This window comes from Polynucleobacter rarus, from assembly GCF_003072505.1.
Lineage (GTDB): Bacteria > Pseudomonadota > Gammaproteobacteria > Burkholderiales > Burkholderiaceae > Polynucleobacter > Polynucleobacter rarus.
The window spans coordinates 965837-988466 of record NZ_NTGB01000001.1 but is presented as its reverse complement, the minus strand read 5'-3'; the positions used below and the strand labels follow the sequence as shown (position 1 = coordinate 988466).

Genomic DNA, 22630 nt, shown 5'->3' with positions numbered 1-22630 from the left:
TGACTACTAGTGCTGCAATGAAAAGAATATGGCATTAATTCAGAAAAGAGTTCGGTCTTTCAAGACTCGCCACGACCACCAGGCCAATAAAATTCCACTTATCGTAACCAAACCATAGCCAGTAATATGCTGAGAACTTAAAGAATATACATTACATAAACGCACCTCTGTCGTTGCAAAGTATAGTCCTAGCCAAATCATCATGGCAGTAAAGTAACCGATAAAAAATAATTGAATAGCTAGAGGTGCTTTGTCCAAAGCTTGGCCAACGCAAACACCAGCGATCATCATAGATATAACCTTGATTCCATCAACCCAAGGAATCACTACCGCCCGGTCAATACTGATGGGTAACATCCAATACACCAAAATCACTTGAGCCAACATAAAGCTCGTTAAGCCATAAACATTGATAAGCTCAATACTTAAAAAAAATTGAGTCACGCATTTAGTTTTACTGATCAACGCTCCACCAATAAATAATATCGGCAATTGAATCACCATTTGCAAGAACATACTTTGTTCTAAATACATTCTGAAGGGAGCAAACGATAAGCTAATAGCCATCACGATAAAAACGAAATTGATAGATTGAAGTCGATTGATTCTCATTGGGCGAGCCCTCCTCTGACCAATAAAGCTGCCTCTAAGGCTTTTTCAGCTTGGTTAATATCAATAATTTGATAGAGGTAATTTTTATTAACGATATGGAAAGCCGCATTATGTTCAAACTCATCTAAGGGGGCTGGTATGACCATAATCCCGAAAGTATTCAGTAAATTTTGTCGGTCCTTAAAGTCTTTTAGACTTAATACCTGCCAAACACGTTCATCCATCCGAAACCGCTGTTGATAGCGCTTCAATGCTTGCGCATCATCATTTTCTGGGTCAAAACTAATACTGAGTAAACCAATTTGATCTTGCAAGCCCCTCTTTAAGAGAGTTTCTTGTAAGCTTTGAAAGGAGTTGCCTAATGCAATACATACTGTTTGACAACGTGTATAAATAAAATCCACGATTAAAACGCGTTGATTATTTTTTATAATTTGGTCAAGACTTAATTCTTGATCTGCTGCGTTTATAAATAGGAAATTAGGAATCTTTTTAGGATGATCACTTAATTCAGCTTGTCTTAAAGATTCTGTGGTTAAAGCCTGCCCTTGATAAGTGGAGTAAAAAAATAAAACAGCACCCAAAAGTGTCACCAGCAGACTTACCAAAAGCGTCGGAAGAATTGAGGTATTTAAAGGGTAATTGTTTTGCACAAACTATTTCTATTACGAACCTTCTTTAAGTGCCCGACCACCCTCATAAGGACCTGACTGATCCTTAGTTGCTTCCCTCTGGGCTTTAACCGTTGCCGAAGTAACTGGAGAAGATGCATTACCCCAGTCAGAACGAATATAGGTAATCACTCCAGCAATTTCATCATCAGAAAGCATGCTCCAAGCTGGCATGACCCCCTTATAAACTTTGCCGTTGACCTCAATTTCGCCATTAATACCATGTAATAGAATATGGGTAAGAATCTTTTCATCACCAGTCACCCATTCTGAACCTGCTAAGGGAGGAAACACACCCACTACACCAGCGCCACTGGCCTGGTGACAGCCAGTACATTTACCCGCATAAATCAACTTACCATCTACCTTCGAAGCACCACCAGTAATCACCGCAGGTCTTAAATCAGCAACTGTACGCTGGTCACCGTATTCAGTTAGCTCTCCTGATGGAGTGCTAAATATATTATTGAGCGACCACATAGCAATTGCGCCAATTAACATGATTAGAAAATAAGGAACAGCGCGAACATTTTCTTTCGGATCACTCTTTTCTCTTAAACCTTGTTCAGATAAAGGTTTTTTTTGATCTGACATCATCTACCTCCTGAAAGAGATTGCTCATCACCTTGTACCGGAATAGCAGGTAAAGGACTATAGGTGTGATCTAAAGACAATAAATAAGCAACTAAAGCATGCGCCTTAGGGGTGGTTACTACAGTTTGTCCAGCTTTGGCATACTCTGGAGGTAAATTTACAACTTCATCATTTTTAGTGACATCTTCGGTTTTTTTAACGTCAAACAGATAGGGATAGGAAGGCATAATTGAACCTGGAGTGTAGGCACGTGGTTGATACAAATGTCCGAGGTGCCAATCCTTACTGGGTTGTCTAGCTGCAATATTGAACAAGTCAGGGCCCGTTCTCATGGTTCCTAAGAGATGTGGAGAGTCATAGTAATAATCACCCGCAACGGAAACACGGCCCCAACCTCGTTTCGTATCAGGCGCTTGTTTTGCATCTCTAGGTTGTTGAGAGTGACAATAAACACACCCCTCTGAGATGTAAACATTCCGCCCTTCAGCCTCAAGTACTGTATAGGGTTTTAAACCCTTTGCAGGTTGAATCTGTTTGGTAAGGAAATAAGGTATTAATACCATAACGCCAGTTGCCAAGCTCAAACAAACCATTGCACCTATAACTAGGCTTTTTTCATCCATTTCAAATTTTCGACTCATCAGATGACTCCTTTTTTGAAATATTTAGCAACCAGCTCAGGGCCAATTACCGCTGCTCCTAAACGTCTAGGCCCCTTTCGCCACGCCATAATGAAAAAATGCACAGCAAATACAATATGACCCAAAGTCATGAGTGCACCTCCTATAGTCCTCGCTTGAAGATAAGGAATTGTTAGCCGCACAGAATCCATAAAAGGTCTTGCAGCATCCAACATCGCTAAACCTTGAAGCCATCCGCCAATAGAGAGCCAAATAATATAAATTGCAAAACCAATTAATACCAGCCAAAAATGTAAGGCGATCAAAGAGGGGTATGGCCATTCCCAGCTCATGAGGCGGGGCATAATATAGTAAATCGCCCCAAACATGACCATACTAAAAAACCCATACAATCCTAAATGAGCATGTGCAACCGTGAAATGCGTAAAGTGGGTAATGGTATTAATTGAGCGCAAGGCCTCAAAAGATCCTTGGATAGAAGACAGGACATACATAGATAAACCAAAAACAACAAAGCGCAGGGTTGGAGAATTCAAAAGTGCTCTCCAGTTCCCTTTGATGGTCCAGTATTGATTAATCACTAAAGCAACAACTGGAATAATCATCATGATGGACTGCGTAATCGACAAAGTAATAAACCAAGAAGGGACTGGACCACCAATCAGATGATGACCGCCAACTTGACTGTAAAAGAACGCTAAAGCCCAAAAACCTAATAAAGAGATGTTGTAGTTATGAATTGGGCGTCCTAAAACTTTAGGTACAAAGTAATAAATACTAGCTAAGCCAATCGGAGTATAAAAAAGTCCCAAAACATTGTGACCAAACCACCAATTAACCGTTGCTTGTTCAATTCCGACGTGTAAGTTCGGAAAATTCACAACCGTAAACAAAACTGGAAACCAAAGTAAAGCGGCGGCAATATACCAAACTGAAACATAAAGATGCTTAACTTTTCGATTGAGTAAAGTAAGCCAAAGTGGGATACCAATTAATGCTCCACCAACAACTAATAAGATATCAATTTGCCAAGGAAACTCAGCCCATTCCATACCGTCAGAATATCCATTAGCAATTGCTATTACTCCCAGAAAAACACCCAGTGACCACAGCCCCCCGCCCAAGATTGCCCAGCGAGCGCCAATTAAAGGTGATTTCAGTAAGCGAGGTAACATCCATAATGAAACCCCAATGCCAGCAAGTGGACACCAACCGTAAGCAACAATATTCAAATGAATCGGGCGAATCCGACCAAAAGTTAACCATGGAATAGAATTTAACCAGTCTGGTTCGTGTAATTTAATTGAGGAGATCAAACCAGCAAAAGAGGCCAAAATTAACCAGATTACGGCTAGAGTTAAACAAATTCCGACTACCAAATGGGTTGATTGATCGGCTACAGCTCGGGCATCTAACTCATCAGACTCTAAATCTTGGTGAAGTGTAAGCTTTTTACCTGCATCAATCTGCAACTGCTTTCTTTGTGAAGGGGTCGCTGCTGGATCTTCGGTATGACCCATTTCATCTTTATCGAAAATCATCTCAGAGGCAGGCTTCCCATCACCAAACATGCCATTGGACATACTGTAAATAAATAGAAATAACGCAATGATGGATACTAAGTAAGTTCCAAAAAGAATTGCAACGTTGAAGTCCATAGTCTTAACCTTAATTTGGTGTTTTAATTTTCTTTACATAACATTAACATAATTACATCAGTATTTTGAGCTTTGAAATATAAGTTCAAAATGCAGTAACTAAACAAGAAAAACTAGCTATGATTGTTAAACCTAGGCGCATTGGTAACCAATGTTTAAGCGAGTATTTGGGATAAATCTTGGTATCAATAAAAAAGCAAAGCCATAGTAACGCTGAAGTTAACAGCAAGCCTAATGCTGGTTTCAACATCAGACTACACCACGCAATCAAACTTGGACACACTCCCCATAACAAATACATGGTGTTGGGAGTACCATCACGCATCGTCAGTCCCCAATGAATAGCGCCAAGAAAACTAGAAATACTAGCTCCATATGCCAGTAAACTAAAAAGGATCATTGGTTTATAAGAATCCGGCATTAAAAAATCTGCTACCGCTAAGAAGATAAATGGAATTAATCCTGCAATACCAAGACTAAAACCGAATGGTGGGATGATTTTTTCTGTTTCCATAAAACTTAAATTATTTACAAGGGACCCATCATGGGTCAAATAACCAAACTAGTGAAAGACTAAGCTTCGGATAAAGTACCAAAAATATTATATAGATGCATCTTTTTTTCAATAATATCAAATCACATTAGAGCACTTTTTTGAATCTAAAATAACTATAAGTGATTTTGATTTTTTTACAAAATTCTTTTTGGCAACATTGATAACGCCGCCTCAGCAAAAAGCGAAGTACTTTAGGCAATTATTTGTGATCTGGTATTGAGTTACTTTTATTTAAGCGATAGTTAGTTCGTCCATCTTACTTGTGCTTAATAATTCGAAGGCTTCATCCGTCGTTGCAGAAAGCCACTGATCACAAAACTCTATCCGCAGTGGCACAATTGTTCGCTTTTCTTCCCCAGGTTTGTGAAATTGATTCATCAGAGGATGTTCATCGGCATTAATGGTTAACAAAGAAAAAGACGTGATTAACTCACCCGTATCAATTTCTGTCCAGGTATCCCAAATAGAAGCAATGGCCATTGGTTCGAAATTCTTAGTGCGAATTGCTTGACGAACCGATTTTCCGGTTTGGTAGTTCGGTTCATAAAATGCATCTGCCAAAACTAATCCAAACTGACGGTTTTTCCAGGCTTTACGATAAGACGGTTTCTCACTTACTGTTTCAACTCTAGCGTTGTATGTTTTCTTGCCAAAACTAGAATCTTTTGCCCAAACCGGTAATAATCCAAATCTAGCTAATCCAATAGCCGTCCTATGTGAGATTTGGCTTCGAAGAATAACTGGGCTGGATTGAGTCGGAAAAGTATCTACTATTTGACTAGGGGGAAGATCAAGATTGAACTTTTTTTTAACCCAAGTTGCATTGGAAGTTGGAAGATATTGAACGCACATGAAATTATTAAAAAGATTAAAGATTTTATTGTGGAAATTAATTAGATTTTGACATCTTCCCCTAAATGATGGAAATTCCGACTTCGCTCACACTGCTAGAGCTTGCGTCGCTTCGGCGAGTTCCTGCTTCACGGAGTGGCCTGACAGCACAAATTCTCCACAGGCTAACAAGCGATGTCCTCGCCCTAAAATATTGATCGCACCCACCAGGTCGGCGTGCTTAATATATCCACACTCTACGCACTCGAACTTGGCTTACGTCTTGCGCTTGTCTTTCGATACTTGACCACAACTCAGGCAGATACAGCTGTTGTTGAAAATAAGGCATTAGCTCAAATTGATACGCTTGAGGTCGCAGCATACTGTCATTCTATACAATAAAACGTATATTCACAAGATAGAAACGTCTGGGACAGACAGGCTGTCCGTGCTATGCATCCTCGCCCTGAACGAAGATGTTTTCCGCACGATTAGATAAATAATTTATTAACAATCTTTTAATAACCATGATATTAGGCTAGAATGTTTATAAATTCTTGAGACATTTTTTCTTAGAAAATGCTCAAATTTATATATTAAAGTTTAGTTTAAAAATTTAAGACCACTTACTAATAAAACTTCTAAAAGTCGTCGCTTTTATGTCATAAAAATTCTCTAGAATTAACCCATGAATAAAAACACTGCAATTATTGAAGTTGATGGATCTAAATTAAAGCTAGCAAGAGAAGCTCAAGGCTTAACTCCGCACGAGCTTGCTTTGAAAGTATGCCTATCCAAGGAGCACATTTCTCAACTAGAAAATAATAAGTCAGTTATTTTTTTTACAGCATCTCATAAAATCCAAGTCGCTAAAAAGGTGGGAGCTGCATTGGGTTTAAATGAAACTGACTACTTAATTAATCAAGAGTTTCAAGAAAATAGTAATTCGACAGCCTCCACTGCTGTGGACCCAATTACTTTAACACTGCCCATCAGTAATGATCTGTTTACTAAAGCTAATGTTAAGCCATCGACTGCTAAAAAAAATCCACTGATTAAACCTACTTTAGTTTTCAGTTCTATTGCAATCGTGGCTGGAGTAATTATCTTCTCGAATGATTTAAAGACAAATGACCTAATGCAATTAGTTCAAAAACCTGTACCTACCCAAGAGCAAAATGATCAAGTTGTTGAAACTCCCCCTATTGAAAAAACCGTTACAGAATTACCTAGCCCTGTAACTAATGAAGAACCTGAGCTCAAGAAGGTGTTGGTAAACAACGAATCCATCCCCTGCTCTTATCAAGGTCCAGGATCTGAAATTTATCGCACGGCAAATCCCAGCAAATCGGGTGAAATGGTTTACATTTTAAGTCGCGAACGCCAAACTGTTTGTGTAATGGATAGTCAAAATCAATCATTTCCTCTTGATCTAGAGGCTGGACAATCTCGCTCAATTTATGGCCAGGCACCATTTACAGTAATCAGCACTAACTTAAGTAAATTTGACATTTATTTTCAGGGCTGGAAGGTAAAGACACCGAATCCAGAAATTAAATCCATTCGCTTGGAAGCCACTGAACTTGCCCAAATCAAAGTAGATCAAATCGAATAACATTCCCCAAAAGGCTTCTACCGAAATAATACTTAGAAACCTAGAGTGAAGTAGTTCTTCTAACTGAAAAATACGCTTAAATTTTCAAACCTAAAACTCGAACAGCATTACCACTGAGTATTCCGATTCGCTCATCATCTGTCAGATCTGGGGTTTCCATAATATGATTCACAGGCTCTTCAGACCAAGGAATTGGGTGATCCGAACCAATCATAATTTGACTAGCTCCAACCTGCGCTTTTAAATGTCTTAAGGCCTCTGATGTAAAAACCAATGAGTCAAAATACAATTGATTTAAATATTCTGTGGGTTTTTTCTTTAAAACGATGTTCGGATCGCACTTCGTTGGTGACACCAAACAACTATGATCTGACCGGGGAGCGTAAGATGGTAAGTACCCTCCACCATGTGCCGCAATGATTTTAATATTCGGAAACTTATCTAAAGTCCCGTCAAAAATTAAATGCTGTAATGCAATCGTGGTGTCTAAGGGATTACCAATTAAGTTTGAAAGCCAGCCATTACCCTTGAACCTTGAGGCTAGTTGAGGCGTGCTCTGAGGGTGAATAAATAAAGCCACATTTAATTCTTGTGCCTTTGCAAACAAAGGGTGATAACGCGGATTTGAAAAATCATCACCACTTACACTCCCACCGATTGCCGCTCCGACTAAACGATATTTTTTTACAGCTTCCTCTAACTGCTGAACTGCAAGATCAGGGAATTGCATTGCAAGAGAAGCAAAACCAGCAAAGTGTTCAGGATTTTCTGCGCAGAGCTTTGATAAATTAACGTTATTGATTTTGCAAATCGCCTCTGCAGTTTCACGATCTTTTTTATACCAAAAGGGATTGATACTCAATACTTGCATATCGATACCCTGAGCTTGCATTGCATTCACACGTTCAGTAACGTTGATAAAATTCTTCGTTTGACCCCGCGTTGGGGCTAAAACAGACTTACCCTCTGACCCCATTAAATCAATCGCTTCCTGAAAATAACAATGCGCGTGAACATCAATCGCTTTAATCTTTTTACCGGCAATGATTACAGGAGGTCTTTTAATCGGCAAATTTTGTGCGTTAGCAATGTTTAATAAATGGCAGGAACAAAAGCTTAAACCACCAAATAATGCGCTACCTTGTTTTAAAAAATTACGTCTTGTAGACATCTCCAACTCCCTTTAGGAAATTAATTGATAACTTATAACTTAAACAGGAACTAAATCATTTAAATTAAAAATTTTTGTACTTTCAATAATAAATGTAAACCACCTCAGAGTAATAATTTTGAGAAGTTTAAACTTCCGTATAACTATAGTAAGATATCCGAGAAGTGAAGACATGCAGAGCACTTTCATTCAAAAAACCACCTCATAAATGCCTATAACAAAAGCCCGCTCTTGCCGAATTTTATTAACTCTAGTCCTCAGTTTCCTAGTCAGTTCCTGTAGTTCAATTCAAATAGCATACAACCAAGCTGATTTTCTCTTAAAGTGGTGGTTAGATGATTACATCGACTTTACAGATGATCAAGAAAAATTTTATGCTCAAGCAATTCCAACATTATTAAAAAAACACCGTCAAGAGGAGTTGCCTAAAGCGCTTCAAAAGTTACGTCAATTAAAAGCAAAAATAGATGGCCCTTTGAGTGAAGAAGAAGGAACTTTAATCGTTCATGAACTAAAAACTCTATCGAAGGAATCCATTTACCTTGCTCAAGAAGATTTGGCAAAACTTGCTTTAACTTTACAAGCAAATCAATTGCAACATCTACAGAATACTTTTAACAAGTCCAATATTAAATTTCAAAATGATTATCTCAAAGGCAGTCCAGACGACAGATTGAATAATCGTTTAGAAAAAATCATTGAGAGAACGGAGGCTTTTACTGGTAATCTCAGTAAATCACAAAAATCACAATTAAGAGATATTGCGAAAGAGTATTTACTTGATATGCAAATCATTTATCAGACGCGCATTTTTAAGCAACAACTAATGATGAACACTCTTAAGAAAATAAGCTCAGAGCAACCACCACTTCCTCAAGTAAAAACACTCTTAAATCAACTTTTTACTGAAATTGAACTAGGCAGCACCCCAGAGCAAAAAGAATTTGAGAAAAAGAGAGACTTGCACAGTGGCATTATTCTATCTAAAACTACAGAGTTACTAGATCAAAGCCAACGCAAGAAATCACAGGAAAAAATTAAAGCTTGGGAAAACGACTTACAAATTTTAATCTCGCAAAAATCTAAATAGTTCAAAATTTAGAGTTTCTATTAAGAGTTACCAAATAGCAAACTCTAAACTAGTCTAAATACCCATTTCTTTGAAAACTTCTTTCGCCAATCTAAAACTATCGATTGCTGCAGGAACACCGCAATAAATGGCAGTTTGTAATAGTACTTCTTGAATATCCTCTTTAGTAAGGCCGTTGTTGATAGCTCCTCTAACATGAAGTTTAAATTCATGGGGACGATTTAGAGCTGTAATGATTGATAAATTGATGATACTTCTTTCACGTCGTGGCAAGCCTGGACGATTCCAAATTTCATTCCAACAATATTCTGTGACTAACTCTTGCATAGGCAAATTAAAATCATCTGCATTTTTAATTGAATTATCGACATATTCAGAGCCTAAAACTTCACGACGAGTTTTTAAGCCTTTTTCAAACGAATCACGATTCATTTATATTTCTCCATTTTTAAATTAATTAAAGCGATTTATCAAAGACAATAAAGAGACCTTTTTCTTATATTTTCTTAATCATCCTCAGGAATATCTCCTGCCTTTAGACCCTTTTCACGAATCTCATCTCTTGTTGGAATAGCCTTGGAATATCGTTTACCTAACCATGCGTATTCGTTACCGTATAAGCGAGCAATTGGTGAGTAGTTTTCAGGAATCACTCTTCTCGTTGCTGGATCAAAAATTTGATCCTTAATATGGATCGATAATACTTCCCCTAAAACTAATGCTCTTCTTTCTGATAAATCTTTAATTTCAAAAACTTTACACTCTAAACTAACAGGAGATTCGGTAATCCTCATCACATCAACAACCTGGCTTGGACTCAAATGAATACCAGCAAAATCAATTTCACTTTCATCAGGTAAAAAATCTGCTGAAGCAATATGCATTGCACCAATAATGTTTTTATCAATCATATTCACAACAAATTGTTCACTTGCACGAATGTTATTGATCGTATCTTTACTTCTTCCATCAGGTCGATGGCTAAATCCCAATACAACTAAAGCAGGATCTTCAGAAAAAAGATTAAAAAAACTAAAGGGAGCAGCATTATGCTTACCCTCTGCATTCTTGGTTGTTACAAAAGCAACGGGACGTGGAATTACCAATGCCGATAAAAACTTATATCGTTCATACTGTGATAATTCGTTTATTTTTAAATCCATTAGAAACCTTGCAATTAAGAGTTATTTAGTTAGCTTGTTGATAAAATCTAAAACACATCTGGCACTTTCAGTTGGCTTTTCGATAAAAGGGATGTGACCACCATTTTTGATTTCAACATATTCTGAGCCTTCAATATTGTCTGCAATGACATGACTTAAGCTTGACGGTATAAAGTGATCATTGTCAGCACACATTACTAAAGTTGGACATTTAATAGCCTTAATTTGTTGCGTTAAAAGAGGCACCTCACCTCCTGGCACTCTTCGACCAAGTCGGAGAATAGAATCTAAAAATTTAATGTATAAGTCAGCGGGGTTTTGTTGAACATTTTTTTTACTAGCCTCTAGAACTAACTGTCCCTCGTCACTATCGATGAACTCTCTGGTCATAATCCATAAGCCCATAAACTCTGCCATTTCTTCACCCATTCCTAATTTAGGAATCATTTTTTTTCGTAAGGCATAGTTCATCTCTACCGACCTTGTTAATTCAGAAAAACCTCCAGCGATAATGAGTGATGCAACTTTATTGGGGTGTCGAACTCCCATGGCAAGAGCTACTGTACCTCCTAAGGATGAGCCTAATACATGAGCTTTTTCAATCTTTAAATGATCTAATAAGGCTGCGTAATCATCAGCCCATAACTCAGCAGTATATTCAACTTGATCTTTTCTTGACTGCCCAATTCCTCTCGGATCTACAAGGATCGTCTGACAATGACTACTTAGTAAAGGCTCTCCTAAGCGATAGTATTTATGATCAAGGCCAAGGCCTGGGATTAAAAGAAGTGGTTCACCCTCGCCCTTAATCTCGTAATATAACTCCGTATCATTCACGTTTGCAAATGGCATTTTTTGGTCTCCTTATTTTTTAATTAATTATTTAACTTGTTATCTTAATATAGCAAATTTTGTCGTTTTTAAATTTAAGGTATTTTTGTTCTTGATAACTCAAATTTATAGTGGATAACCCCTATTTATTTGTTCAATTCTAAAAAATTCTGATATTGTTAGAACATAATATTTTCAAAATAAAAAATAATGAGACAAAAAATGAATAGTAAATTGATACTCCCACTTACAAAATTACGTATAACTGCACTGGGTATTTTTTCTTGTTTGATGATATCCAACGTCAATGTCGTCGTAGCTCAAAATTTAACTCCAGTGAGAGTTGCCTACGTTCCAGTTGCAACCTGGCTACCAGCATGGGTAGCTAAAGAAAAAGAAATCTTTAAGAAAAATGGTTTAGACGTTAGTTTGACCCCAATTCAAAATCTTTCTTTACTCCCACCCACCATGGGCAAACAGTTTGATATAGCCGCATCCACTCCACCAGATTTAATTAAAGCGGCTGCAAATGGGATTGATGTAGTTGCAATCACTGGCGGTGTGGTTGAATCATCAAGCCATATGTCAATGCAATTCGTCGTAAAGAAAAATGCTGGTATCAACAGTATCAAAGATTTATCTGGTAAAACAATTGCTACCCCAACTATCGGTGCAATTATGCATGTGGCTACACTGACTTGGTTGAAAAAAAATGGTGTTGATCCTAATTCGATTCGTGCTGTAGAAGTTCCATTCCCCAATATGGTAGATCAATTAAAAGGCTCTAAAGTAGATGCCTTAGAACTGCTCCAACCTTTCGTTGGACAAATACTTAGCCAGCCAGACTTTATGACTCTAGGGGATCCCCTGTTAGCTGTTGATGATCCTGCGTTGTTTGTCATGTGGATAGCAAACGGTACTTGGGCAAAAAATAACAAAGAAACCGTTGCAAAATGGACGCAATCAATTAATGAAGCTAAAGAATTTATTGATAAGAACGGGCCAGAGACAAGGTCTATTTTGGGGAAATATACTAATTTGCCTCCTGCGGTTACAGAAAAAATTCCTCTTCCTTATTACGACTCCGCTATCAAACCATCTCAGATTGAGGTATGGGTAAAAGCTCTTCGTGACTTAGGTACTCTCAATTTACCGGTTGATGCAAATAAAATCGTATTTAAAAATTAAGCCGCTAAGTTAGTAGTGAAGTTTATTTACCAAATAGAAAATCTTTTTCTTGAGTTACCCATTGGTAACCCTGAAGAGAAACGCTCGATTTTAAAAAACATTCATCTCACAATTGAGGCTGGCAAGATTTACACTATTGTTGGTGCATCGGGATGCGGAAAAACCTCTCTTTTACGAGTAATGGGAGGTTTAACTCAAAAATCTTCAGGAAAAGTCTTATATCAAAATAAGGAAGTCTCTAGCCCTCCTGAAGGTGTGGCATTTGTATTTCAAGACTATGCCAATGCTTTATTACCTTGGCGAACTGTTGAAAAAAATATTTCACTCCCGATAGAAGATTCTTTAAGTGCGTTGGAGTGTTCAGCTAGGGTAAAAGAAGCCATTGCACAGGTTCACCTTACTGGCCGTGAAAATGATTACCCATGGCAATTATCTGGGGGGATGCAACAACGTCTTCAAATCGCACGAGCTCTAGCTACCAAACCCAACGTGCTACTAATGGATGAGCCCTTTGCAGCACTTGATGCAATGACTAAAGCAAGTATGCAAGATGAGTTATTAAAACTCAGAGATCAAACCAATATTTCAATAGTTTTTATTACGCATGATATCGAAGAAGCCATTTACATTGGTGACCAAGTTTCTATCATGCGTGGTCCACCCGGTGAAATATTTGAAGCCATTGATATCTCTCTGTCGCCCAATCGAGATCAACTCACAACAAGAGGACTTCCTGAATTTTTACAGTATCGTAAATTGATTCATGAGTCTATAAAGGGGCATTAATGACTTTTGTTAAAAATTCCTCCTTATCATTTAGAGGAATTGCTGGCGTTTTCCTTTTCCTGTTTTTTTGGGAAATTTTGATTCGATTTCTGATTCAGTTTGATAATTTACCAGCACCATCAGCTATCCTCTTTTCATGGTTTGATTTACTAACCCTGAAACAATACTGGGAAGAAATTGCTCATACTCTTTTTGCTGCAATGCTTGGTTGGACAGTTGCATCCTTTGCTGGCATTTTTCTTGGTCTTTTATTAGGGCTATCAAAGACTTTTTATAAATATACCTCTACAAGCATTGAGGTAATGAGGCCCTGGCCAGGAGTTGCGTTTGCACCAATTGGTCTACTGTTATTTGGCTTTTCATTAAAAATGGAATTACTTGTCATTATTTTGCCCGCACTATGGCCTGTACTTGTGAACACGATGGGTGGCATCGTCAACATTCCCAAATCACTTTATGAAGTAGTAGCTTCCCTTCGCTTAACTAACTTTGCAAAGATTTATAAAGTTTTTATTCCGAGTGCGAAAGCTTCCATCTTAGTTGGACTTCGTATTAGTCTATCCCTATCGATCATCATGGCAGTCGTCGCTGAAATGATTGGTAGTCCGAATGGTATTGGATACGCGATTATTCGTGAGCAACAAGCAATGAAGCCAACAAATATGTTTGCTTATATATTTACGATTGCATTGATTAATGTTTTTATCAATTATTTACTTAGTAAGATTGTGGACCGACTATCACCAGGCAAACCTACAAGCCGTCTCAATCAGAAGGTACTTGTTCAATGATGCCAATTTATTTAAAGTCGCTTTATCGAGTTATATTAGGATTACTTCCTATCATTAGTTTGCTAATGATTTGGCAATTATTTTCAGATGGTCCATCTCCACATTTTCCTGCACCGAGTTATTGGCTAATGGCGCTCGAACAACTTTGGAAAAATGGTCAAATTCAATTTGCCATCAAAGAGACCTTTTGGATATTTGGCATAGGTTTAATTCTCTCTACAACATTAGGATTTTCTTTGGGAATCATTATCGGTGTGAACCGAAAATTCAGAGAGTGGACCACTTACTCTTTTGAATCCTTTAGAGCAATTCCACCCCCAGTTGTCATTCCGATTGCAGTTCTCCTAATGGGATATAGCGATTCAATGAAAATTGTAGTCATTGTTTTTGCCACCATATGGCCAATTCTTCTCAATGTTGTATCAAGTATCGATAACATGCATTCTGGCTTAGTGGATATGGGTAAAGCTTTACATTTATCTCAAAAGCAATTAATTTTCAAAGTTGTGATTCCCTCAGTGATTCCCAATGCCATTATTGGCATTAGAGTAACGATTCCCTTAGCAATTGTCATTACTCTCTTAACTGAAATGTTAACTGGGAGTAATGGACTGGGCGGTATTATGATCGCTGGACAAAGAAATTACAACTCATCACAGGTATATGGAGTACTAGTTATTGTCGGTATTTTAGGACTATTCATTAATCTAGCAAGTAACTATTTAGAAAAATATTTCACTAAAAGTTGGCCACCGAAACAACAACTTTAATCAATCATCTAAGCTTAAAAGGTTTAACAGCATGAACCAATCAGGATATTCAAAAATTATTGAGGGAATAAGCAACTTCCCCGAGGGTGTTCAATTAACCAGGAACCAAGGAGTTATTCTCCTAACCATTGATCGAGAGGATGATTTCAACCGAATTAATTGGGATGTTCTAAAAAGAATGCAGTTCATTATTGAGCAATTGAAAGAAGACCAATCTGCGAACGTATTAGTTATTACTGGAAAAGGTCAAAATGTATTTTCTTTTGGGCTTTTAAATCCAAAATTAAGAGCAGAGATGTCAAAGGATGCTGTTGTTCAATTAGTGCGCTTTGCTAATGAGGTCTTTAATGCATTAGAGTCACTTCCCCAAATTGTCATCGGTGCTATCAATGGAAAAGTCATAGCTGGAGGCTTCGAGCTAGCGCTTGCGTGCGACCTTCGCTATGCGTCAGAAGCTGTATTGATGCAATTACCCGAAGCTGGCTGGGGCGGCTTTCCTGGAGCGGGTGCTCCATTTCGGCTTCCAACCATCGTCGGTGCTGCACGTGCATTAGAAATTATTTGTTTAGGAAAAGAACTCGATGCGACACAAATGAAAGCTTGGGGCATTGTGCAGGACGTTTTTCATACCAATGATTTTCATAGCCAAGTAATGGAAATTGCCAAGCAAATCAATGAAAAAGGTCCATTAGCAATTAAAGGAACTAAAAGCATCATTAGAACCAGAATGCAGAGTGGTTTTACTGAAGCAGCAGAACTTTCAAAAGTTTTAAGACACTCTTTGGAGTGGAGTCATGATGTCGATGAAGGCATTAAAGCACACGCAGAAAATAGAAAACCCAAATTTGAGGGCCGTTAAAAACGGACATCTGCGAAAAAAATCAATTCGAGAATTAACTATTCAACCTCAATTTTTCTATATAAACTTGCCACCCAAAGCCTGATGAAGAGATATCCTGTTAAGTAGATTTTCACTCTGTAATTTGATTAAAGCGGCTTGTGAATTATTAGTATTTAATTGCTGTTGAAGATATTGCAACATTTCCCCTTTCCCGACATCTTTTTGGATTTGGGCATACTTCACTGAGGACTGTAAGGCCTCTAATTGAGCTTGCATAGCGACTTCTCTTTGCTTCAAGATTCGATCATTGGCAAGTCCACCTTCTACCTCAGATAGGGCATTTAAAGCTGTTTTTTGATATTGAGCAAGGCTTTGAGCTTGGGCCGCAGTTTTCGCTTCTACTTGTGCATCTAATTGACCACCTAGAAAAAGAGGCATTAAGAGTTGGGCGGTCAGTGATGAAATAGGATTACTAATTGCGTTGGATAACTGAATAGCTGAGTTTTCAATATAACCAATTCCACCTGTGATTTTAATACTAGGTAATTTGGCTCTTTTAGCTGACTCAACATCTTGAAAAGACGCTTTAAATCTTTCCTCAGCGGCTAAAACATCGGGTCTTCTCGATAAAATTTGAGAAGGAATACCCGCTGGTAATTCACTAAGAGTTTTAGAAAATGATTGGGCTGCTTGAACTTGCGTCGCAGGATAGCGGCCTAAAAGAATTTCTAAAGCTCGCTTGGCATTCCCTAAAGATTGCTGATTTGCCAATAGCTGATTTTGATAATTTCTGAGAATCGATTCATTGAGCAACACTTCTTGTTGCGAATTACGTCCAACTTTTAAACCCACCTTCATGAGATCAAGCTGTTGATTGGTAATTGTCAGCATCTTCTCAGACAATTGAACTTGTTGCATTAGTTCGGTAATCACAATCCATGACTTCACTACTTGAGCTGCGATGGATTGCTTTGTATAAGAGGCGTCTAACTCCGCTGACATCAGTCTTGACTGAGAAGCACTTTGATCGGATCGAATCCTAGACCACAAGTCTAAATCCCATGAAGCAATAAGACCTGCTCCAGAAATCGCAGCAGTAGAGGTTGGAATCGTTGATGTCCCAGTTTGAGCTCCAATACCGATACTTGGCATTAGACTACCCCCAACAGCTTTTAATGTCGCCCTAGATTGATCGATTCTGGCCGAAGCCATTTTTAAATCCGCATTGTAGGCAATTGCCTCTTTGATCAAAGCCAATAATTCAGGGGACACCTCAAAACCGAGTGTCAGCTGATCGAACTCTCCCTGTGTCTTGCTAGACTGCCAGACTTCAGGCAAAGAAGTTTGATTAAACGCTTCTGCCACAATTTTTTCTTGCATTGGTGAAGTAGAAGTACAGGCATACAAACCTAGTAACATCAACATCTGAGCACTTACCAGAAGAAATCTTTTCATCGCTTCTCGTTATGGTAATTTAAAAATTAAATAATTGATCTTCGCGTCTAAGCGAAGAACGACCATTCTAAGAAGATGCAATGGCTTGATGTGTTCCGTATAAACAGCACCGACGCCCCGTGCACCCATCGCAAGATAAGGTGCATCTTCTGGATCTTCCTGATTTAACTTCAATCGTACAGCGTATTTCTGTGGCAAGGGAGCATGCAAATGTTCCATCGGTGTATTAGGTATCACTCCGGACTGAACAGATTGTCCACCGCCATTTGCCCAAATGATGGAATCTACTTTTGCAAATAAAACTTTGCCAGGAATCGTTCTCATCGCGATTTCAGCTTTATCACCTGGTTTGACTAAACGTAATTCGTTTTGATCAAAGAAAGCAATAATGCGTTGTTCATTCTCAACAAAACTCATCAGCGGTCTAAGCGGCATGGCAACTGCATAGTTACCTGGACGAACCACCACATTGACAGCGAAACCATCAGCTGGAGCTCGCACTATACAAGAATCTAAATCATATTGGGCTGCTTCTAACTGCGCTTTGACAGTGGCCACTGAAGCGTTATCTTCACCAACCATCGCGGTTAACTTCGAATTTGCTTTTACTTCATTTGCTTTAGATACATTAAGGGCAGCTAAGGCTTTTTGTACCTCAGTGCGATAAGACTCGACATCGTATTGATTGCCGGCTCCGGCATTAGCCAATTTAGTAGATTCCTCTAAACGAAGATTCATTAAATCTAAATGGGCTTTGGCAGCAGTTGTATTATTTTTGGCAGCATCAAGATCTTGTTTAAGATTATTGGCATTGGCTTGAACATCTGCTAATTGGGCTTTTAATTGATTTACTTTCAGACGATAGGGAGTGTCATCTATTTCAACCAAGATATCCCCCTTTTTCAGCATCACATTACCTTCTACAGCAACGCGTTTAACCAATCCAGGCACTCTCGTTGTAACTTCTGAAACCATATTAATGACTCGAACATCTTCAGAAACAGGCGTAATGACATTGACCGTAAAAATAATGGTTGCTGCTAAAAACAAAGCTCCTGCAACTGCACCCAATTGGGATTTAATATTCCAAGGTAATAGCTTGAGCTTAATGAAGACCAACCAAATAACCGCTGCATACCCGCCAATAATGAGTTCAAGCATGATGTTCAGCCTTTGCTAAATTCAAGGATTGATTAGCAGAACGAATCTGTTTGATTAAGTCACGCTTTTGGTTCAGTCCTGCAAGTTTTTCTTCTAATTGCATAATTTCATCATTGACCATTGCTAAATCCACAGGCACACCTGCATGTTCCACTGCATGCTCTTTAAAGTATTCATCGGATTTATCTGTGCCGTAAGCCATCTTATATAAGACGGGTTTCGAATACGCTAGCAACCAGGCCAGTGGCCAAAAGAGACCACCAAAAAGAATCGATAGAAAACATAAAACTTTAATCGTTTTAAGATGCGGATGGTGCACTTTTTCGGCATATTTTTCAGGCAGAATATGAATTTTCCAATACCCATAGATAAATGCAATAGGCATCACAATAATGATCAACCACACCATTTTGTCAGCAATCGCCTCTTCCATTCCTTCCGCCATCGCAAAAGCAGGGCTGGAGATGAAGAATAAGGAAAGACCACTTAAAAAAGCTTGCACTATCTTTTTAGATTGATTCAACAAAATACACCTCGTAATGATTTTTTTAACAATTTTAACAATTCGTTATGAAATCGCTATTTTTCATTTAAAAACCTAAGGAAGGACCCCAAAGCAATAATCTTAAAGAAACAACTTTAAGGTCCTAAACTGTTACTGTTTAATGGAGATAGATTTTAAGTTTAAGTAAGCTTCCAAACCTTCAATACCACCTTCAGAACCATATCCAGAATCGTTGATGCCACCAAAGTGCATTTCCGGCCAAGCCATTGGGGGTTGGTTAACCCAAACCATACCAACTTGGAGATCTTGCGTAATTTGATGCGCATTTTTCAAGGATGAAGTAAAAGCATAACCAGCCAAGCCATAGGCTAGACGATTTGCTTCAGTAATTGCCTCATCTAAATTCGTAAATGTTTTTACGGCGGCAATCGGCCCAAATGGCTCTTCATTAAATACCCTAGATTGTGGTTGAATATTAGTTAAAACCGTAGGCGCAAAAAAGTTTCCTACATCACCAATACGTTGACCACCAGTGGCGATTTTAGCGCCTGTTTGGACAGCATCTTCAACAAATTGGGTAATTGCATTCAATCGTCTGGTGTTAGCTAAAGGTCCCATAGATGTACCGTCCGCAAGACCATCACCGACCTTAATCGTATTGATTTGGCCAACTAAGGCCTTAACAAATGCCGCCTCAAGATCTTGATGAACTAAGAAACGGGTTGGGGAAATACAAACTTGACCCGCATTACGGAATTTTGCACCTGAGATTGCTTTTGCTGCTAATTCGACATCTGCGTCCTGCGCAATAATCACTGGAGCATGACCACCTAACTCCATCGTAGCGCGCTTCATATGCAAACCAGCCATGGCTGCTAGTTGTTTTCCAACTGCGGTTGAACCAGTAAAAGTAATTTTACGAATAATCGGGTGCGGAATTAAATAATCAGAAATTTGCGCTGGGTTACCATAGACTAAATTAATGACGCCGGCTGGCACGCCAGCATCTAAGAATGCCTGAATTAAACCGGCTGGTGATGCTGGTGTTTCTTCTGGAGCTTTCACAATTATTGAACAGCCAGTAGCCAGGGCCGCTGAAAGTTTACGCACAACTTGATTAATCGGAAAGTTCCAAGGTGTAAAAGCTGCAACTGGTCCAACAGGTTGCTTAACAACACTTTGATTAACGCTAAAGTCACGCGGCGGTACCACCCTGCCGTAGACTCGACGACCTTCTTCGGCAAACCATTCAGTAACCTCAGCGGCCATCATAATTTCGCCTTTTGCCTCTGCTAATGGCTTACCTTGCTCAAGCGTCATGAGTGTACCAATTTGAGTCGCTCTTTCGCGTAAGTTATTCGCTGCTATGCGCATGATTCTGCCACGCTCTGTGGCAGGAACTTTTTTCCATAATTCAAATCCTGCTTGGGAGGAAGCCAAAGCACGATCCAAGTCAGCAATCGTAGCGTGTGCAACTCGACCGATTTCAAGACCCGTTGCTGGGTTAACTACCGGTAATGTTTTACCATCGCTGGCATCACACCATTGACCATTAATATAGAGTTTTGTGTCTACGTAATTCATTGTGTTTATTCCTGAAGATTAATTTACTTCGGTTGAGGAAATGAGTTAGCTAAAGTATTGCAATGCAAGAGCATCTTTATCTAACTGATTGTTTTCGGTTTTAAATGCCATAACCCATAGTGCATAGTTCTTTTGATCTCTTCTACCTATGATTGTTTTAAAGCCCTCTGCGATAATGGAGCTAGTCAACACCTTAAAAGTAAAGCCACAACGATGCGCCATAAAATGATTGCCTTGCGCAATAAATCTTCTATGCCCATACAAAATATCGATAGCTGAAATAGGTCCAGCAGCAGAGTTATAAAGTGGTTCAATTAAATGATCATTGGCGACCATTTCACAAACAGTTTGAATATCAGGACAAGTCAATAGTAAAAACCCACTAGGCTTTAAGACTCGAAAAATTTCTTTTAAAGCCAAGGGCACTTCATGAGGATACAAGTGTTCAATATTGTGCGAGGAAAAGACGGCATCAACAGAATCAGATTCTAATGCCGACATGTCCGTTAAGGTTCCAATTACATCTGGTTTTACAGATGGATCAATATCAAAACGTATCTCTTGCCAATCAGAGGGATTAAATCCCTTAATTTGAAGAATGGTTTTTGGCCCACAACCGATATGTAAAAGTTTTTTCACGATACGCTCAATTTGAATTTATTAGATATCTCAATTTTAAATTGATAAATATTTCAAAGTTCAACTTTTACGTATCGCTCAAACCACAACAATGCTTGTGGGTCAACATTCAATCAATTACTTCAAAACAACTGGGTTAATTGGTGAACCAACTCCGCCAGTAATTGGTAATGGAGGTGCAGTAAATAAGAATTCATAAACCTTATCCTGTGCACAATCATCAGCTAATTCTTTTAAATTAAAGATTTCGCCCATCGTCATTCCCATCATGGGAATAACAATCCAATGCCATGGTTGGCTAACACCTTGGACTTCGTTCGGACGAACTTCACAACCCCAAGTGTCCAAACAAATTGCCGCAATTTTGTTTTCTTGAATCCAGCGACAAGTTTCAAAACGTAAACCAGGTGCATCTCCAGCAGCGTATGAATCCCAGTCTTTTCTAGCTAAACGCTCTTCCATCATGCCAGTACGAACAATCACAAAGTCACCCTGTTTGATTTCAACACCTTGTGCCTTAGCACAATCGTCTAAATCTTGATTACTAATTCCGTAACCATCCGCTAAAAAATCGCCACCTTTGAAACGAGCGATATCTAACAGAACACCGCGACCAATCATCTTATCTCTGGTTTTTTCAATACCGTTCTTCTTTGCGCCGGTGGAATCAACCAACGCTGCGTCATAACCGTTCCACATCTTATCGCCATAGAAAATATGACCTAAAGCATCCCATTGTGTACCACACTGCAATGGCATAGAAACCATATCATCCGCATATCTCAAACCCATATGATCCTGATTACCAGCAATAGCATCTGTACCAGTAGCAAGCATAGTGTGGATTGGATTAAAACGGTTACCCCAACCTGTAGTTTGTGGTCCAAACATATCGAAATTAAGGCCTAATGATATCGCTTTGCCTTTTTTAACGAGTTTAGCTGCTTCGATTAATTGCTCTGGACCAACATAGTTCAAAGTACCAATTTCGTCGTCAGGTCCCCACTTACCCCAATTACAAACCTCTTTTGCCATTGCTTCAATATCAGCTTTAGTCATGTTTCTTGGAATATCATTCGCTGGGACAGCTTTCATTCCTGGTGCAGTAGCTTTTTGCGTCATATTAATCTCCTAAGTGAGTTTTTATAATTAAATTGAATTTTTATTGTTCAAAGGTTTTACAGCTAAAAATTTCAAATTAGTATAAATCGAAATTTGTTTTAAATATTTTTTTGATTCACCAATTAGCTTCATTGAATCACCCCAATTTTTTTATCTAGGGTAAGTACCTATTTTATTTTTAATCATTTGATTAAAAAATAGAAGCACTAAAAGTAATTCTTAATTAAGAACATAAAATATTACTTAAATTAGAAAATTGCGGATGGAGGAGACATGCTATTTTCTAAGAAGCCTCACTAAGCAGGCTTCAAAAAGCATTCCCTTTATCGTAAAAAAGATTTATTAAAAAAGAAAG

Annotated in this window: 25 protein-coding genes; 8 read left to right on the top strand and 17 right to left on the bottom strand. The window is 38.5% G+C overall.

What is annotated here, in order from left to right; genetic code table 11:
- Positions 1-39: 39 nt before the first annotated feature.
- From AOC35_RS04605 to AOC35_RS04575, 7 genes are all read right to left on the bottom strand, one after another.
- Positions 40-612 (bottom strand): hypothetical protein, encoded by a 573-nt coding sequence (locus AOC35_RS04605; protein WP_108645982.1) that lies wholly within the window; start codon positions 610-612, stop codon positions 40-42.
- On the bottom strand, positions 609-1265 hold the full coding sequence (locus tag AOC35_RS04600; RefSeq protein ID WP_108645981.1) for an SCO family protein: 657 nt from the start codon (positions 1263-1265) through the stop codon (positions 609-611). The genes AOC35_RS04605 and AOC35_RS04600 overlap by 4 nt, the downstream gene beginning before the upstream one ends.
- Before the next feature lie 12 nt (positions 1266-1277).
- Complete coding sequence (locus tag AOC35_RS04595; RefSeq protein ID WP_159077479.1) at positions 1278-1877, bottom strand: c-type cytochrome; 600 nt, start codon at positions 1875-1877, stop codon at positions 1278-1280.
- Entirely contained in the window at positions 1877-2518 is a 642-nt protein-coding gene (locus tag AOC35_RS04590) for a cbb3-type cytochrome c oxidase subunit II (protein WP_245898427.1), read from the bottom strand. The genes AOC35_RS04595 and AOC35_RS04590 overlap by 1 nt, the downstream gene beginning before the upstream one ends.
- A complete protein-coding gene (locus AOC35_RS04585) occupies positions 2518-4176 on the bottom strand; it encodes a cbb3-type cytochrome c oxidase subunit I (RefSeq protein ID WP_108645979.1) in 1659 nt (552 codons plus the stop codon). The genes AOC35_RS04590 and AOC35_RS04585 overlap by 1 nt, the downstream gene beginning before the upstream one ends.
- Before the next feature lie 85 nt (positions 4177-4261).
- A complete protein-coding gene (locus AOC35_RS04580; RefSeq protein WP_108645978.1) occupies positions 4262-4690 on the bottom strand; it encodes a DUF3429 domain-containing protein in 429 nt (142 codons plus the stop codon).
- Positions 4691-4963: 273 nt separating this feature from the next.
- Positions 4964-5584 carry an SOS response-associated peptidase gene (locus AOC35_RS04575; RefSeq protein WP_108645977.1) on the bottom strand — a complete coding sequence of 207 codons (621 nt, stop codon included), beginning with the start codon at positions 5582-5584 and terminating at the stop codon, positions 4964-4966.
- A gap of 216 nt (positions 5585-5800) precedes the next feature.
- Here AOC35_RS04575 and AOC35_RS15870 point away from each other — a divergent pair, with 216 nt between their 5' ends.
- Positions 5801-5965 (top strand): hypothetical protein, encoded by a 165-nt coding sequence (locus tag AOC35_RS15870; RefSeq protein ID WP_159077478.1) that lies wholly within the window; start codon positions 5801-5803, stop codon positions 5963-5965.
- A gap of 286 nt (positions 5966-6251) precedes the next feature.
- Positions 6252-7178, top strand: coding sequence for a helix-turn-helix domain-containing protein (locus AOC35_RS04570; protein ID WP_108645976.1), 927 nt, complete (start codon positions 6252-6254; stop codon positions 7176-7178).
- Positions 7179-7254: 76 nt separating this feature from the next.
- On the opposite strand, the gene AOC35_RS04565 is transcribed toward AOC35_RS04570, so the two are convergent.
- Positions 7255-8349, bottom strand: coding sequence for an amidohydrolase family protein (locus tag AOC35_RS04565; RefSeq protein ID WP_108645975.1), 1095 nt, complete (start codon positions 8347-8349; stop codon positions 7255-7257).
- 208 nt (positions 8350-8557) lie between these two features.
- Between AOC35_RS04565 and AOC35_RS04560 the strand changes: the two genes are divergently transcribed.
- Positions 8558-9439 (top strand): DUF6279 family lipoprotein, encoded by an 882-nt coding sequence (locus tag AOC35_RS04560; RefSeq protein ID WP_108645974.1) that lies wholly within the window; start codon positions 8558-8560, stop codon positions 9437-9439.
- A gap of 54 nt (positions 9440-9493) precedes the next feature.
- Here AOC35_RS04560 and pcaC read toward each other — a convergent pair whose 3' ends face one another.
- From pcaC to AOC35_RS04545, 3 genes are all read right to left on the bottom strand, one after another.
- Positions 9494-9871, bottom strand: a complete 378-nt coding sequence (pcaC, locus tag AOC35_RS04555; protein WP_108645973.1) for a 4-carboxymuconolactone decarboxylase — start codon at positions 9869-9871, stop codon at positions 9494-9496.
- Positions 9872-9945: 74 nt separating this feature from the next.
- Entirely contained in the window at positions 9946-10602 is a 657-nt protein-coding gene (locus AOC35_RS04550) for a flavin reductase family protein (RefSeq protein WP_108645972.1), read from the bottom strand.
- Between the two features lie 21 nt (positions 10603-10623).
- Positions 10624-11454 carry an alpha/beta fold hydrolase gene (locus tag AOC35_RS04545; protein ID WP_108645971.1) on the bottom strand — a complete coding sequence of 277 codons (831 nt, stop codon included), beginning with the start codon at positions 11452-11454 and terminating at the stop codon, positions 10624-10626.
- A gap of 201 nt (positions 11455-11655) precedes the next feature.
- On the opposite strand from AOC35_RS04545, the gene AOC35_RS04540 reads away from it, so the two are divergent.
- The 5 genes from AOC35_RS04540 (at position 11656) to AOC35_RS04520 (ending at position 15827) form a co-directional block, all read left to right on the top strand.
- The gene (locus tag AOC35_RS04540) at positions 11656-12621 is read left to right on the top strand and encodes an ABC transporter substrate-binding protein (protein WP_159077477.1); all 966 of its coding nucleotides are present in this window, start codon (positions 11656-11658) and stop codon (positions 12619-12621) included.
- Positions 12622-12636: 15 nt separating this feature from the next.
- Positions 12637-13407, top strand: coding sequence for an ABC transporter ATP-binding protein (locus AOC35_RS04535; protein ID WP_245898426.1), 771 nt, complete (start codon positions 12637-12639; stop codon positions 13405-13407).
- Positions 13407-14198: an ABC transporter permease gene (locus AOC35_RS04530; protein ID WP_108645969.1), complete on the top strand. Its 792-nt coding sequence runs from the start codon at positions 13407-13409 to the stop codon at positions 14196-14198. Before AOC35_RS04535 ends, AOC35_RS04530 begins: the two co-directional genes overlap by 1 nt.
- A gap of 65 nt (positions 14199-14263) precedes the next feature.
- The gene (locus tag AOC35_RS04525; protein ID WP_159077476.1) at positions 14264-14968 is read left to right on the top strand and encodes an ABC transporter permease; all 705 of its coding nucleotides are present in this window, start codon (positions 14264-14266) and stop codon (positions 14966-14968) included.
- A 31-nt stretch (positions 14969-14999) separates the two neighbouring features.
- Complete coding sequence (locus tag AOC35_RS04520) at positions 15000-15827, top strand: enoyl-CoA hydratase/isomerase family protein (protein WP_108645967.1); 828 nt, start codon at positions 15000-15002, stop codon at positions 15825-15827.
- A gap of 57 nt (positions 15828-15884) precedes the next feature.
- On the opposite strand, the gene AOC35_RS04515 is transcribed toward AOC35_RS04520, so the two are convergent.
- From AOC35_RS04515 to AOC35_RS04490, 6 genes are all read right to left on the bottom strand, one after another.
- Complete coding sequence (locus tag AOC35_RS04515) at positions 15885-17264, bottom strand: efflux transporter outer membrane subunit (protein WP_108645966.1); 1380 nt, start codon at positions 17262-17264, stop codon at positions 15885-15887.
- Between the two features lie 9 nt (positions 17265-17273).
- Positions 17274-18425 carry an HlyD family secretion protein gene (locus AOC35_RS04510; protein ID WP_108645965.1) on the bottom strand — a complete coding sequence of 384 codons (1152 nt, stop codon included), beginning with the start codon at positions 18423-18425 and terminating at the stop codon, positions 17274-17276.
- The gene (locus AOC35_RS04505; protein WP_108645964.1) at positions 18418-18948 is read right to left on the bottom strand and encodes a DUF3302 domain-containing protein; all 531 of its coding nucleotides are present in this window, start codon (positions 18946-18948) and stop codon (positions 18418-18420) included. The genes AOC35_RS04510 and AOC35_RS04505 overlap by 8 nt, the downstream gene beginning before the upstream one ends.
- 132 nt (positions 18949-19080) lie before the next feature.
- Positions 19081-20523 (bottom strand): NAD-dependent succinate-semialdehyde dehydrogenase, encoded by a 1443-nt coding sequence (locus AOC35_RS04500; RefSeq protein WP_211307548.1) that lies wholly within the window; start codon positions 20521-20523, stop codon positions 19081-19083.
- A 36-nt stretch (positions 20524-20559) separates the two neighbouring features.
- A complete protein-coding gene (locus tag AOC35_RS04495; protein WP_108645962.1) occupies positions 20560-21153 on the bottom strand; it encodes a class I SAM-dependent methyltransferase in 594 nt (197 codons plus the stop codon).
- Positions 21154-21270: 117 nt separating this feature from the next.
- Positions 21271-22275, bottom strand: coding sequence for a cyclase family protein (locus AOC35_RS04490; RefSeq protein ID WP_245898425.1), 1005 nt, complete (start codon positions 22273-22275; stop codon positions 21271-21273).
- Positions 22276-22630 lie beyond the last annotated feature (355 nt).

What these genes read in the sequence shown, in the direction of transcription:
- AOC35_RS04515 (WP_108645966.1), bottom strand. Translation starts at nt 17,264, where the DNA reads ATGAAAAGATTTCTTCTGGTAAGTGCTCAGATGTTGATGTTACTAGGT.
- AOC35_RS04580 (WP_108645978.1), bottom strand. Translation starts at nt 4,690, where the DNA reads ATGGAAACAGAAAAAATCATCCCACCATTCGGTTTTAGTCTTGGTATT.
- AOC35_RS04550 (WP_108645972.1), bottom strand. Translation starts at nt 10,602, where the DNA reads ATGGATTTAAAAATAAACGAATTATCACAGTATGAACGATATAAGTTT.
- AOC35_RS04565 (WP_108645975.1), bottom strand. Translation starts at nt 8,349, where the DNA reads ATGTCTACAAGACGTAATTTTTTAAAACAAGGTAGCGCATTATTTGGT.
- AOC35_RS04525 (WP_159077476.1), top strand. Translation starts at nt 14,264, where the DNA reads ATGATTTGGCAATTATTTTCAGATGGTCCATCTCCACATTTTCCTGCA.
- AOC35_RS04540 (WP_159077477.1), top strand. Translation starts at nt 11,656, where the DNA reads ATGAATAGTAAATTGATACTCCCACTTACAAAATTACGTATAACTGCA.
- AOC35_RS04605 (WP_108645982.1), bottom strand. Translation starts at nt 612, where the DNA reads ATGAGAATCAATCGACTTCAATCTATCAATTTCGTTTTTATCGTGATG.
- AOC35_RS04530 (WP_108645969.1), top strand. Translation starts at nt 13,407, where the DNA reads ATGACTTTTGTTAAAAATTCCTCCTTATCATTTAGAGGAATTGCTGGC.
- AOC35_RS04585 (WP_108645979.1), bottom strand. Translation starts at nt 4,176, where the DNA reads ATGGACTTCAACGTTGCAATTCTTTTTGGAACTTACTTAGTATCCATC.
- AOC35_RS04570 (WP_108645976.1), top strand. Translation starts at nt 6,252, where the DNA reads ATGAATAAAAACACTGCAATTATTGAAGTTGATGGATCTAAATTAAAG.
- AOC35_RS04590 (WP_245898427.1), bottom strand. Translation starts at nt 2,518, where the DNA reads ATGAGTCGAAAATTTGAAATGGATGAAAAAAGCCTAGTTATAGGTGCA.
- AOC35_RS04575 (WP_108645977.1), bottom strand. Translation starts at nt 5,584, where the DNA reads ATGTGCGTTCAATATCTTCCAACTTCCAATGCAACTTGGGTTAAAAAA.
- AOC35_RS04545 (WP_108645971.1), bottom strand. Translation starts at nt 11,454, where the DNA reads ATGCCATTTGCAAACGTGAATGATACGGAGTTATATTACGAGATTAAG.
- AOC35_RS04510 (WP_108645965.1), bottom strand. Translation starts at nt 18,425, where the DNA reads ATGCTTGAACTCATTATTGGCGGGTATGCAGCGGTTATTTGGTTGGTC.
- AOC35_RS04595 (WP_159077479.1), bottom strand. Translation starts at nt 1,877, where the DNA reads ATGTCAGATCAAAAAAAACCTTTATCTGAACAAGGTTTAAGAGAAAAG.
- pcaC (WP_108645973.1), bottom strand. Translation starts at nt 9,871, where the DNA reads ATGAATCGTGATTCGTTTGAAAAAGGCTTAAAAACTCGTCGTGAAGTT.
- AOC35_RS04490 (WP_245898425.1), bottom strand. Translation starts at nt 22,275, where the DNA reads ATGACGCAAAAAGCTACTGCACCAGGAATGAAAGCTGTCCCAGCGAAT.
- AOC35_RS04520 (WP_108645967.1), top strand. Translation starts at nt 15,000, where the DNA reads ATGAACCAATCAGGATATTCAAAAATTATTGAGGGAATAAGCAACTTC.
- AOC35_RS04560 (WP_108645974.1), top strand. Translation starts at nt 8,558, where the DNA reads ATGCCTATAACAAAAGCCCGCTCTTGCCGAATTTTATTAACTCTAGTC.